General features: G+C 71.3%; 6 protein-coding genes. All 6 read left to right on the top strand.

Annotation, left to right across the window (positions count from 1 at the left end; translation table 11 throughout):
- The first annotated feature begins 346 nt into the window (after nucleotides 1-346).
- Complete coding sequence (locus HMPREF3159_RS11670) at nucleotides 347-1354, top strand: polyprenyl synthetase family protein (RefSeq protein ID WP_070501165.1); 1008 nt, start codon at nucleotides 347-349, stop codon at nucleotides 1352-1354.
- A gap of 259 nt (nucleotides 1355-1613) precedes the next feature.
- On the top strand, nucleotides 1614-7778 hold the full coding sequence (locus tag HMPREF3159_RS11675; protein ID WP_070501166.1) for an Ig-like domain-containing protein: 6165 nt from the start codon (nucleotides 1614-1616) through the stop codon (nucleotides 7776-7778).
- 65 nt (nucleotides 7779-7843) lie between these two features.
- Nucleotides 7844-8818 carry an AAA family ATPase gene (locus HMPREF3159_RS11680; RefSeq protein ID WP_070501167.1) on the top strand — a complete coding sequence of 325 codons (975 nt, stop codon included), beginning with the start codon at nucleotides 7844-7846 and terminating at the stop codon, nucleotides 8816-8818.
- Nucleotides 8815-10233: a DUF58 domain-containing protein gene (locus HMPREF3159_RS11685; RefSeq protein WP_070501168.1), complete on the top strand. Its 1419-nt coding sequence runs from the start codon at nucleotides 8815-8817 to the stop codon at nucleotides 10231-10233. The genes HMPREF3159_RS11680 and HMPREF3159_RS11685 overlap by 4 nt, the downstream gene beginning before the upstream one ends.
- Nucleotides 10230-12749: a transglutaminase domain-containing protein gene (locus tag HMPREF3159_RS11690; protein ID WP_070501169.1), complete on the top strand. Its 2520-nt coding sequence runs from the start codon at nucleotides 10230-10232 to the stop codon at nucleotides 12747-12749. The genes HMPREF3159_RS11685 and HMPREF3159_RS11690 overlap by 4 nt, the downstream gene beginning before the upstream one ends.
- On the top strand, nucleotides 12746-13859 hold a 1114-nt coding region (locus tag HMPREF3159_RS11695), incomplete at its 3' end, for an RDD family protein (RefSeq protein ID WP_210388872.1). The genes HMPREF3159_RS11690 and HMPREF3159_RS11695, both read left to right, overlap by 4 nt.

A 13859-nucleotide genomic window follows, 5' to 3' on the forward strand; every position in this document is an offset into this window, starting at 1 on the left:
TAGCGGGTGTTCGCCTCCTCCACTCCCTTTGTCATGCCCCGAATCGGGGAGCAGCCAGGACGGCAAGGGCGGGGCGGCTCGGCAAGAGCTGGTCCGAGGTCATGTCGCGCTCGGGGGAGGCGCCGGCCCATGGCGTCTCCGGCTCCGGGATGGGCCCGGTCGAGGGGGCGATTCCTGCAATCCCCTCGGCGGAGCGCTCCGCAGTTCCGCCCGTCACCTCGGGGCCGTACGTCCGCTCAGGGCCCCTGCCTCCCCGGTAGACTCGGCTGTCGTGTCGCTCCTGTCCGGGAGCGCAGTCCGCACTCCGGCCCCGCTCGTCGGGACCGGTCCGATCCCCAGGAGAGACATGCCGTCCACGCTGCCGGGTGTGCCCGACATCGATGATCAGCTCGCGACGAGCATCGTCGAGCGCCTGGGCACCATCGAGCATGGGCTGCGCGATTCCGTCGCAAGCTCCGACGACATGGTGCGCTGGACCGCTCGCCACCTCATGGACGCCGGCGGCAAGCGTGTGCGCCCGATGCTCGTGCTCCTGGCGGCGTCCCTCGGGGACGTCGATGCCGAGGGCGTGCAGGACGCGGCGATCCTCGTCGAACTGACCCACCTGGCGAGCCTGTACCACGACGACGTGATGGACTCGGCGCCCACCCGCCGCGGCACCGACAGCGCCCACTCGCTGTGGGGCAACAACGTCGCGATCCTCACCGGGGACTTCCTCTTCGCCCGGGCGAGCGCGCTGAGCGCCCGCATCGGCCCCGAGGCCGTGCGGATGCACTCCGAGACCTTCGAGCGGCTCTGCCTCGGCCAGCTGCACGAGACCGTCGGTCCTGCCGAGGGGGAGGACCCCTTCGCCCACTACATCTCCGTCCTCTCCGACAAGACGGCGTCGCTGCTCGCCCTCGCCGGCGACCTCGGCGCCTCCCTCGCCGGTGCCCCCGAGGGCTCCGGCGACGTCATGCGCCGCTACGGCGAGAAGGTCGGGGTCGCCTTCCAGCTCGCGGACGACGTGCTGGACCTCGAGAGCGACGCCGCCACGAGCGGGAAGACCCCGGGCATCGACCTGCGCGAGGGCGTCCCCACCATGCCCACCCTTCTCGTCCGTCGCCGGGCGGCCGAGCAGCAGGACGCGCGCAGCCTCGAGATCCTGCGCAGACTCGACAGCGATCTCAGCGACGACACCGCGCTGGGCGAGCTCGTGGAGCTGCTGCGCGAGGACCAGGCGCTCGAGGAGACGCGCCGGCTCGCCCAGCGCACCGCCGATGAGGCCGTCGAGATCCTCGGCGAGCTGCCGCAGGGTCCCGTCCGTGAGGCACTGGAGACGTTCACCCGCACGCTCGTCGAGCGCCGTCGGTGAGCTCCTCGTGAGATCGGCGACCGTTCCCTCTGCCTGACCTGCACGGGGACGGAACGTGACCGGGCGCGTAGAACGTCGCGCGGGGGACCGGTACTCTGTCCGTTGTCGTGCGCGACCACATCGACCGCGGGGGTCTTCTCCTCAGTGAGAGCAGCCGGTCGAGGCCGGGCGTGCGCGAGGAGTCTGCACGTCTTCTGGGGGTACCACCATGTCAGTCACCGCTGGACCGAAGAGGCGCCGCGGTCGGCGCACCACGGTCGTGTCCACGGCCGTCCTGTCAGTGGTGGCGCTCGTCCTCACCGGCTTCGCCGTGAACTACGACGGCCTGTCCTCATCGGAGGTCGAGGTCTCCGACGGCGGCGTCTGGGTCAGCAACGGCGACCGCGGCCTCATCGGCCGTCTGAACGTCGACGCCGGCGAGCTCGACGCACGCATCTCCGCCACCGGCCAGGACCTCGACATCATTCAGTCCGGCTACCACGTCTTCGAGACCGGGCCGCGCGGCATGACCCCCATCAACACCGCGGCCGCCTCCCGTGCGGGCCTCGTCGAGCTGCCGCCCGAGTCCACCGTCCGCATCGGCGGGGACCGCGTCGTGATCGCCGCGCCCGACGGCCGGGTCTGGATCCTCTCCCCGGACGAAGCCGCCGCGTTCAGCCCCGCCTCCGTCGAACCGGTCCTCGAGACCGGCAACGGCGCGCCGCCCGTCGCCGTCTCCATGAGCGGCGACGTCTACGTGCTCAACGGCGAGGAACTCCTGCGCTACCCCCGGACCCCGTCCACCCGAGACACGAAGGCGGACAAGCCGTTCATCGCCGGCGGGGTCTCGAGCGACGCCGCGCAGGTCGAGCTCACCGTCGTCGGCGACGTGCCGGTGATCATGGACCGCGAGAACCGCATGCTGCGCCTCGGCACCGAGATGAAGGACTACCCGCTCGAGGATTACGGGATCTCCTCCCTCGAGGTCGGCGAGCTCCAGCAGGCCGGCCCCGCCTCCGAGGACGTCGTCCTGTCCACCGCCGACACGATGCTGCTGATCCCCCTCGACGGCGGGAAGGCGGAGTCGATCTCCGCCGGCGGCACCGGCTCCGAGGTCGTCGAGCCGGCGCAGGTCGACGGCTGCGCCTACGGCGCCTGGGGCGGGTCCCTGCGCTACGTCCGCGCCTGCGAGGGCCAGGAGCCCGTGGTGGAGGCGATACCCGAGGTGAAGGCCGGTGCGGACCTCTCCCTGCGGCAGAACCGCGACCTGGTCGTGCTCAACGACCAGAAGTTCGGCCTGTCCTGGGAGATCATGGACTCGATGCAGCTGGTCGACGATTGGGTCATCAACCAGGACATCCAGACCGATCAGTCGAAGGAGAAGGAGAAGGAGACCCTCACCACCACGATCGAGAACGTCGCGGCCGAGCGCGAGGAGGAGAACCGGCCCCCGACGGCCAACGACGACACGTTCGGCGTGCGGCCCGGTCAGAACGTGGTCCTCCCCGTCACGCGCAACGACGTCGACCCCGACGGCGACGTGCTCACCGTCGATGTGGAGGGGAAGCAGCCGGCCGCCGGGCAGGTCACCCCGATCGCGGGCGGCACGCAGCTCCAGATCCAGGTCGCCGACGACGCCTCCGGCACCCAGACCTTCACCTACGCCGTCGACGACGGGCGTGGAGGCAAGGACACCGCCACCGTCACCCTCGAGGTGCGCCAGGAGGGGGAGAACTCCGCTCCGCAGGCCGCCGAGGAGACGATGACCAAGGTCCAGGTCCGCTCCGGCCAGGAGATCAGCTTCAACATCCTGCCGTACTGGGAGGACCCCGACGGCGACGCCTTCTACCTCTCCAACGCCACGGTCCCGCCGGAGGACCTCGTCACCTTCACCCCCGACGGGAAGATCACCTTCAACGACGCCGGCCTCTCGCCGGGCACGAAGCAGGTCCAGCTCACCTTCCGCGACGAGAACGGCGAGACGGGGGAGGGGACGATCCAGATCGAGTCGGTGACCGACAGCGACCTCCCGCCGATCACCACCGCCGACCACGTCAGCATCGTCTCCGGACGCACCACAACGCTCAAGCCCCTGGTCAACGATCTCAACCCCAACGGCGGCGAGCTCGAGCTGATCAGCGTCGGCGAGTCCGAGGGGCTGGAGGTCGACCCGGCCCTGGACGCCGGGAGCGTCGACGTCACCGGTGCCGGGCCCGGCACCCACTACCTGGAGTACACGGTCGGGGCGAGCGGCGGCAGCACCACCTCCCTGGGACTGATGCGCATCGACGTGGTCGAGCCGGAGGCGGAGAACCTCCAGCCCGTCGCCGTCGACGACCTCGGAACGGTCACCACCGGCACCGACACGCTCGTGGACCCGCTGGAGAACGACGTGGACCCCACCGGCGGGGTGCTGGTCGCGAACTCCCTCGAGGTCCCCGAGGGCAGCGGCCTGAAGGCCACCGTCGTCGACCACCACCTGGTGCGGGTCGAGGCGGAGCCCGGCGCGACCGTCTCCTCCGAGCCGGTCCCCATCACCTACGAGGTCTCGAACTCGGCCGGCACCTCGACGGGCACCATCCGGATGATGGTCGTGAACACGGACACGCAGTTCGCGAACCCGGAGGCTGTCCCGGACCGCACCGTCGTGCGCGCCGGGGACATGGTCAACATCGACGTCACCGCCAACGACGTCTCGCCCACGGGCTCCGACCTCCACCTCGGCACGAACCTCGACACCTCCCGCGCCGACGCGCTGGGCAACACCGAGCCGCACCAGGACATGCTGCGCTTCCGCGCCGACGACGACGCGACGGGCGAGGCCGTCGTGCGGTACGAGGTGGTCGACGAGACGGGCCGCACCGGCTCCGCCCTCGCCTACATCACCATCGTGCCGCGGGACGCGGAGAACACCCCGCCGCGGCCGGAGAACCTCACCGCCCGCGCGGTCGCGGGCACCCCGGTGCGGATCCCCGTCCAGACCACCGGCATCGATCCTGACGGCGACTCCGTGATGCTCACCGGCGCGGCGAGCCCCATGCCCACCCTCGGCGAGATCACCACCGCGAACGGCGAGTGGATCGAGTACGTGCCGCACGAGGACTCGGTCGGCACGGACCGCTTCCGCTACCAGGTGATGGATCGCCACGGCGCGATCGGCACCGCGGAGGTGCTCGTCGGCATCGCCGCGCCCACGGACCGCAACCAGGCCCCCTACGCGGTCGACGACACCGTCGAGGTGCGCCCGGACCGCGAGGTGCAGATCCCGGTGCTCGACAACGACACCGACCCCGAGGGCGACGCGCTCGGCATCGTCCGCGGCGACGTGGAGGCGATGACGGACATCGCGTACGTCGAGCCGCCGGAGGGCACGGAGGACAATCTCGTCACCGTCACCTCCCCCGCCGAGGAGGGCACCCACACGGTGCTGTACTCGGCGACCGACGGGCAGCTGAAGTCCAGCGCGACCGCGACCGTCAAGGTCGCCGCGAACGCGCCGCTGCTCTCCCCGGTCGCGGTCGACGACTTCGTGCCGGTCGAGGACGTCCTGGATCCGAAGAAGGACCACGTCGAGGTGGACGTGCTCGCCAACGACTCCGATCCCGACGGCAGCACCAACGACCTCGAGGTCGCGCTCGACGGCTCCTACGAGGGCGTGGACCTGCGCGAGGACGGGACGCTGAAGATCGTGCCCCAGGAGGAGCAGCAGCGGATCCGCTACATCATCACCGACCAGGACGACCAGTCCTCGGCCGGCTACGTGTGGGTGCCCGGCACCGCGAAGCAGGCCCCCGTCTGGGTGGGCGAGCCGGTGACGGTGCAGGCCGGCGCCGAGGCGAAGATCGACCTCGCCGATCCCCAGAACGTCCGGGTGCGTCCGGGCGCGGAGAGCGTGCAGATCACCGACCCGTCGCTCGTGACGGCAGGCCACGGCGACGGCGGCGAGCTCGTCGAGAACGAGACGACGCTGAGCTACCGCCCTGCCGCGGACTTCTCCGGCAAGGACACCATCAGCGTCGAGGTCACGGACGGTGCGGTGGGGGACGCGACCGCGGCCACCGCGACGCTCGCGATCCCGGTCGAGGTCGCGCCCGAGGACGAGAACCTCCCGCCGACCTTCCAGGGCGCGCTGCTCGAGGTCGCGCAGGGTGAGGGCCAGGCCACGGTTGACCTCGCGCCGGGCGTCGACGACCCCGATGACGACAAGTTCACCTTCGCCCTCGGGAAGTACACCGAGAACCCGGAGATCGACGTGTCGGTCGAGGGCTCGGTCTTCACCGCCACGGCGACGCCGAAGGCCCCCAAGGGCACGGTCCTCGAGGTGCCGGTGACCGTCTCCGACGGGACGAACGATCCGGTGGAGTCCTCCGTGCAGGTCACCGTCGGCGGCTCGCCGCGGCCACTGCTCACCACCGTGATGGACGAGGACACGATCGACGCGGGCACCACCAAGGACATCGCAGTGCTCGAGAACGACTCCAATCCCTTCCCCGGCGGGGACCGGGAGCTGCTCAGCGCCGGCCTCACCGCCGGTGAGGGCACCGTCGAGCTCAAGGGCGACAAGGTCTCGATCACCCCGGCAGAGACCTTCCACGGGATCCTCACCGCTCAGTACACGGTCGAGGACGACACCGGAGACCCGGACCGCCACGTCACCGGCGAGATCCGGATCGTGGTGCGCGGCAAGCCGGCGCCGCCCTCCGCGCCGCGCATCGGGGAGGTCGGCGACGGGTTCGTCGAGCTGAACTTCGACGCGGGAGCCGACAACGGCGCCCCGATCACCGGGTACACGGTCACCGCGGCGACCGGCGGGACGGTGTCGCAGCAGTGCGTCTCGACCTCCTGCACGATCACGGGGCTGACCAACGACACGGAGTACACCTTCCAGGTCGTGGCGACCAACGACGTCGGCGACTCCGACCCGTCGGTGCCCTCGGCCGTGGCCCGCCCCGACGTGCGCCCCGAGAAGCCGGCCGCCCCGCAGGCGGAGCGCGGCGACCAGCAGCTGACCGTCGGCTGGACCGCGCCGGAGAACCGTGGCTCCGCGATCCAGAGCTACGAGGTGCAGGTCCAGGACACCAGCGGTCAGGGGATCTCCTCCCAGACCGTCGAGGGCGGCAGCACCCAGACGGTGTTCGCAGGGCTCACCAACGGCGTCGACTACCGCTTCCGGGTGCGGGCCTCGAACCTGGCCGACGAGCCCTCGGAGTGGTCGGAGTGGTCCTCGGCGGAGCACCCGGCCGGCAAGCCCAAGTCTCCCAGCGGCACCCCCTCGGCCGAGCGGGTCAACACCGCGCTCGGCGGCGCGGTGGACGTGACGTGGCCCGCGATGACGGATGCCGAGGCGAACGGCGAGCCGATCACCCAGTACGTCGTGAAGTCCTCCTCCGGCGCGATCCAGACCGTCGACGGCGGGACCACCAAGGCGTCCTTCCGGGACCTCGACCGCGACAGCAAGCACACCTTCACCATCACCGGCGTGAACTCCGTCGGCACCGGCACCGGCTCCTCGAAGGCGTCGAACGAGGTCGTCCCATGGGCGAAGCCCGAGGCGCCCACCGGGGTGAAGGCGTCCCTGCCGAGCGAGGGCAAGGGCGACGGCCCGAACGGCCGGGCGAACGTGAGCTGGGCGGCGGCCGACGGCAACGGCACCACTGTCACCAAGTACGTGGTGCGCTGGAACGGCGGCTCGAAGACCGTCGACGCCTCGTCCACGAGCACATCCATCTCCGGCCTGAGCAACGGCACCTCGTACCGCTTCACCGTCGAGGCCCGCAACGGCTTCGCGGCCGACGGCGGGATCAGCCCCCGCTCCAAGGAGTCCAACGCGGTCACGCCCTACACGAAGCCGGCCGGGCCGCAGATCAGCACCAGTGCCGGCACCTGTCATGCCGCCGACAACTGCAACGTCTCCTACACCGTGACGGCGAACGGCACGGACGGCGGCCGGGACAAGACCCTCAAGGTGTGGATCGACGGCAAGGCGCAGACCGTCTCCGGCAACAAGTTCTCGCACACCCAGCGGGTGGACTCGGGGTCCACGCACGACATCACGGCCGAGGTCGTGAACGAGGGCGGGCTCAGCAGCGGCAAGGTCAAGGACTCCGTCACGGCCAACAAGTACAGCCCGCCAGCGCCCAAGCTCGACTCCGGGAGCTGGAACTGGTCGCAGAACTACACCGGCGTGACCGAGGACTGCAGCTCCGGGGAGTGCAAGCGGTTCGGGTACACGCTGACGAACCTCGAGCCCGGCAAGAAGTACAAAGTCCACTACGGCGACAACAACGACGCGAACTGGGGAGAGTTCGAGATCACCGCCGATGCCAACGGCCGGTGGACGCAGCCGCAGGACCAGTGGTTCTTCGGCTACGACAAGACCACCAACAATCCGCTGCGGGTGTACGTCAACGGCACACAGGTCGGCAGCGCGTACATGCCTCGCTGAACGAGCTCCTCCCCTCCCAGAGCACGTCCCAGACCTCACCTCCTCGAGAAAGCACCTGAGTACCCATGAGCATGACCCCCGAACAGGCCCGCTGGTTCGCCGACACCTTCGACAAGCTCGTCCAGAGCGTCGGCCAGGCCGTCCTCGGCAAGAACGAGGTGGTCCGCCTCGTGCTGACCGCGATGATGGCCCCCGGCCACGTGCTGCTCGAGGACGCGCCGGGCACCGGCAAGACCTCCCTCGCCCGCTCCATCGCGGCGACCGTGCAGGGCACCAGCACCCGCATCCAGTTCACCCCGGACCTGCTGCCCTCCGACGTCACCGGCGTGACGATCTACGACCAGAACACGAAGTCCTTCGAGTTCCACAAGGGCCCCGTCTTCGCCAACGTCGTCCTGGCCGACGAGATCAACCGCGCCTCGCCCAAGACCCAGTCGGCGATGCTCGAGGTGATGGAGGAGGGCCGCGTCACCGTCGACGGCGTCACCCACGAGGTCGGCAACCCCTTCATGGTGATCGCGACCCAGAACCCGATCGAGCAGGCCGGCACCTACCGCCTCCCCGAGGCGCAGCTGGACCGCTTCCTGATGAAGACCTCGATCGGCTACCCGGACCACGCCTCGAGCGTGCAGATCCTCCAGGGCTCCGCCCTGCGCGACCGCTCCGAGCAGCTCACCCCGCGCATCTCCCTGCAGGCTGTCAACGACATGACCCAGCTCGCCTCCACCGTGCACGTGGACCCGGCGGTGCTCGAGTACGTCTCGCGCCTGATGGAGGAGACCCGCCTCGCGCCCGAGGTCCGCGTCGGCGTCTCCATCCGCGGCGCCCTCGCCCTCATGCGCACCGTCAAGGTGTGGGCCGCCGTCAACGGCCGCCACTACGTGATCCCCGACGACGTCAAGGCACTCGTGGAGCCCGTGTGGCTGCACCGCTTCGTGCTCGACCCCGAGGCCGAGTTCGCGGGCACCACCGCGAAGTCCGTCATGACCAAGATCCTCAGCGAGGTGGCGCCTCCCCAGGCGCGCCAGCAGACGGCATGAGCTCCCAGCCCTCCTCCGTCCCCACCGACACCGCCGACGCGAAGTCCGCCAAGGCCGAGGCGAAGAAGCGCCGTCGCACCGCCGCGGCCGAATCCCGTGCCGGCTCCCGCCGCGAGCGCCGCAGGGCGCGCGCGGCCGCGAAGCGCGCCCGTGAGGGGCAGACCGGACCGGCCGAGGAGACCACGCAGGGCGATGCCCCCGCGAGCACCGGCTGGGCCGGGCTGCGGGACCGCGTCGTCGAGCTGTGGATGCGCCGCATCCACCCGGTGCTCGACGTCGTCTCCCCGGTGGGATGGGCCGTGGCCGGCGTCGCCGCCGCGTGCTGGATCGCAGGCCTGACCCTGCACGTCACCGAGCTGAACGTGGTCGCGCTCGCGCTCACCGTCCCGCTCGTGATCGCGGCGCTGTTCGTGCTGGGCAAGGCGAACTACAAGGTCACCCTCGACCTGCAGACCCACCGGGTCGTCGTCGGCACCCGGGCCGTCGGCCGGGTCGAGGTCGCCAACCCCACCCAGCGCGACATCCTCCCCTCGCGGATCGAGCTGGCCGTCGGCCAGGCGACCGCCCAGTTCCTGGTGCCGCGGCTCGCGGCCGCGCAGAGCCACGAGGAGCTCTTCGCCGTCCCCACCAAGCGCCGCGCCGTGCTGGTCGTCGGCCCCGTCCGCTCCGTGCGCGACGACCCGCTCTCCCTCATGCGCCGCCAGGTCACCTGGGCGAAGGAGCAGGAGCTGTTCGTCCACCCGCGCACGGTCCGCCTCGACGAGGCCGCCAGCGGCTTCCTCCGCGACCTCGAGGGCACGCCCTCCTCGGACCTCTCCAGCTCCGACATCGCCTTCCATGCTCTGCGCGACTACGCCCCCGGCGACGACCGACGCCACGTCCACTGGCGCACCACCGCCCGCACCGGGAAGCTCATGGTCCGCCAGTTCGAGGAGACCCGCCGCTCCCACGTGGTGGTCGCGCTCGACAACCTCGCCGAGCACTATGCGAGCGAGGAGGAGTTCGAGCTGGCCGTGTCCGTGGCCGCCTCGATCTCCGCTCAGACCTTCCGGGAGGAGAAGGAGCTGACGCCCTTCACCTTCGACGCCCGCCAGCGCACCGCCTCCTTCCGCCCGATGATGGACGACTACACGCTGGTCGAGCAGCTGAAGGAGCGGATCTCCTTCCACGAGCTGGGGCAGAAGGCCTCCGACCTCGCCCCCAACGCGTCTGCGGTGATGATGGTGGTCGGTCCGCACACCACGGCGCGCGAGCTCAACGCCGCCGCCAACCAGCTTCCGATCGGAGTGATGGCCGTGGCGATCCGCTGCGTGGAGGACGCCGAGGTGCAGCGATCGGCGATCGGCTCGCTCGACGTCGTCACCCTCGGCTCCCTCGACACCCTCGCCCGCGCCCTGAGGGCGGTGGGCCGATGACCGCGCCCGCGCGTCCTGCGCGCCGCCCCAGCTACTTCTCGTCCGTCCCCGCGAAGCGCCTCGCGATCGACCTCGCCGTGCTCGGCGCGCTGTTCGTCCTCGCGCTGCTCGGCTTCCAGCACGTCTACGGGGGAGCGCAGTACCTGGTCACCGGGATCATGGCGCTCGTGCTCGGCACCCTGATCGCCCTGATCGGCGCCCGCTGGCGGTGGGGGCCGCTGCGGATCACCGCCCTCGTGCTCGGGGTGTACCTCCTGTTCGGCTCGATGTTCGCCGCCCCCACCCGGGCGCTCTGGGGCCTCGTCCCCACCCCAGGAGCGCTGCTCGAGCTGCTGAAGGCGCCGGTGACGAGCTGGAAGTCGCTGCTGACCGTCGCGCCGCCCGTCGGCGTCGCCCAGGGCGTGCTGGCGGTGGTGTGGATCAGCATGATGCTGCTGTCGCTGGCGGCGATGACCGTCGTGATGCGCACCCGCCTCTACGTCCTGGCCTGGCTGTTCCCGCTGGTGATGGTCGCGACGAGCATCTTCTTCGGCACGGATCAGGCGTTCTGGCCGGTGCCGCGCGGCGTGCTCTACGCCGTGCTGTCCGTCGGCTGGCTGACCTGGCGCTTCGAGAGCGGCCGCCTGGCCGGCGCCGAGTCCACGATCATCTCCGACACCGTCCGCCCCGGCTCCTGGAAGAACCCGGTGCTGCGCCGTCGCGTGATCGGCGGCGCCGTGATCATGGCGATCGCCGCCGGCGGCGCCTTCGCGGCGAGCCCTCTGCTGGACCCGCCCGAGGGCACCATCCGCTACGCCAAGCGCGACCGGATCACCCCGCCCTTCGACCCGCGCCAGTACGTCTCCCCGCTGACCGAATTCCGCGGCTACCTCAAGGACCAGCGCGACGAGGAGCTGTTCACCATCACCGGTGTGAGCAGCGGCGACCAGATCCGCCTGGCCACGATGGACCAGTACGACCTGCAGGTCTACAACGTCGCCTCCAGCCGTCAGAAGGACAGCCCCTCCGGGGCGTTCCTGCGCACCGCCCCCGGCGTCGACCTCGAGGAGGGCACCGGGGAGCAGCAGGTCTCCTCCGTGACGATCGGCGCGTACCGCGGCGTGTGGATGCCCACCGTCGGCGAGCGGACCAACCGCATCGACCTCGAGGGGATGGATCAGGGCCGCGCGAGCGCCACCACCGAGAATCTCTTCCTCAACCAGCCCTCGCAGACCGCGGTCAACGCGCTCGGGGTGCAGGCGGGCGACACCTACGAGCTGTCCTACGAGCCGTACACGGAGCCCACCGCGGAGCAGCAGAACACCGCGACGTTCGCGGACATCACCCTGCCGGACAACGAGCCGACGGACGACATGACAGCGCTCGCCGAGGAGTGGGCGGGCTCCTCCGACTCCGACTACGAGCGCTTCCAGAACCTCTCCCGCTTCGTCAAGGAGGACGCCTACTACTCCCACGGCCTGGAGGACGACACCGCCTCGCTCTCCGGCCATGGGTACAGCCGGCTCCGGGCGATGCTCGAGGAGGTCGGCTTCGACGAGGACACCCCCGACGCCCAGCCGATGGGCCGCATCGGCGACGAGGAGCAGTACGCGGCGCTGACCGCCGTGCTGGCCCGCTCGATCGACATCCCCGCCCGCGTGGTGATGGGCTTCGAGGTGCCCGAGGGCCAGGAGGGGACCGCCTCCATCACCGGCGACGACGTCACCGCCTGGGTGGAGGTCGCCTTCGAGGACATCGGCTGGGTGCGCTTCGACCCCGCCCCTGACGAGGACGAGGACCCCACGGAGCCGCAGCCCAAGGAGGTGGAGAAGCCGCTGCCGCAGGTCGCGCAGCCGCCGCCCCCGCCGGCCGAGCCGCCGAGCCCGCCGCCCGGCGCGATGAGCGACGACACCGACGACGACGAGGACCCGACCGACGAGACCGCCTCGTGGGTCGTGTACGTGGGCCTCGGCCTGCTCCCGTTCGTGCTGCTGGGTCTGTTCGCCGCCGCGGTGATCATCGCCAAGACGGTGCGGCGCCGACGCCGTCGCGCGCTCGAGACCCTGCCGGCGCGCGTGGACGGCGGCTGGCAGGAGATCCTGGACCTCCTCACCGACATGGGCAGGGCTCCCGATCCGCTGATGACCCGGGCGGAGATCGCCGCACAGCTCCAGGCCGACGTCCCCCAGCTCGGGGCGTCCACGCTGGCCGCCCGCGCGGACCGGGCCGTGTTCGGTCCGGACGACCTGCCCGACGCCGCGGCGGAGGAGTACTGGGACCAGGTGATGGCGGCGCGCAGCGGCGTCACCGCCGCCCTGCCGTGGCATCGTCGGCTCCGCACCGCGCTCTCCCTGCGCTCCTTCCGCCGCGGTGCGGCAGAGCGACGGCGCGAGAACCGGCGCCGACGGGTCAACGCCCGCGCCCGGGCGAAGGCGCAGAAGCGCACGGAGGCGCTGCGGCGACGCCGCTCCTCGGTGCGCGGCACGACCGCACCGTCCCTCTGGCGGACCATCAGGCGAAAGGGCCGTTCCTCATGAACCAGACCAGATACTGCAGCACCTGCGGGACGCTGCTGTCCGAAGGGGCCGCGATCTGCGGCGAGTGCGGTGCGCGCTACCAGGCCTCGCCCTACGAGAAGCGGGCCACAGATGCGCCCGGCGCCTGGTCGGCGCCGCCCAGGCCCCGCACCCGGGCGGAGCAGGGGCAGGAGCGGTCCGACCAGGAGGACGAGGGGATCGAGCTCATCACGGCCGACTCCCTCCGCCCGCCCCAGCCGGGAGCGACCGCGCTGCGGAGCGAGGAACAGTACGATCGGGTGATGGTCACGCAGCCACCGATGAACCAGCCCGCGATGAACCAGCCCGGGCAGAGCTCCGGCATGCCCGGCGGGCCTGGTGCGTCGGACTCCGGGCCGGGTGCCGCTCCAGGCACTGCGCCGGGCGCCGCCCCGGAGAGCGCTCCCGCCTCGGCGTCCTTCGAGCCGCCGTTGGACGGCTGCGCCCCGGCGACCCCTCTCAAGCGCTTCCTCGCCGCGCTGATCGACACGGTGATCGCCGCGCTCGTGACGGTGCCGTTCCTGATCGGCTTCACCCTGATCATCACCTCGCAGAGCGCGAGCACGACCTCGATGATCCTCATCGGCGTCGGGACCGCGCTGCCGGCCGCGTACCACCTGGTGATGATCTGGCTGGTCGGCACCAAGGGCTTCACCCTGGGCAAGCTGATCCTGGGCCTGCGCGTGACCCGCCTGAGCGAGGGCGGGGCGCTCGGCTTCATGCGCGCGCTCGGACGCTGGGCCGTGTACGCGCTGTTCCCGCTGCTGATGGCGCTGTCGATCTTCTTCGACCCGCGCAAGCTGCTGCGCGGCTTCCACGACCGGGCGATCGACTCGGTCGTCGCGGACATCAAGGCCGGACGCAACCCCCTCCAGCCCCGCCCCGACGACTTCGAGCGCGCCGGCGCCGAGCACTACCTCGGCGCGCCGTCCGTCGCGGTGTCCGCGCACGAGAACCTGCTCTCCGAGCCCGGTGCGGCATGGCGTGACCAGGGCGCCTCCCCGGTCCAGCCCGTCGACGGCGCGCAGGGGCCCGAGCAGGGCGCCCCGAGCCCGTACGCCCCGGGCGGCTCGGCGGCCTCCGCCGCCGAGG

The organism is Brachybacterium sp. HMSC06H03, from assembly GCF_001807385.1.
Classification (GTDB): domain Bacteria; phylum Actinomycetota; class Actinomycetes; order Actinomycetales; family Dermabacteraceae; genus Brachybacterium; species Brachybacterium conglomeratum.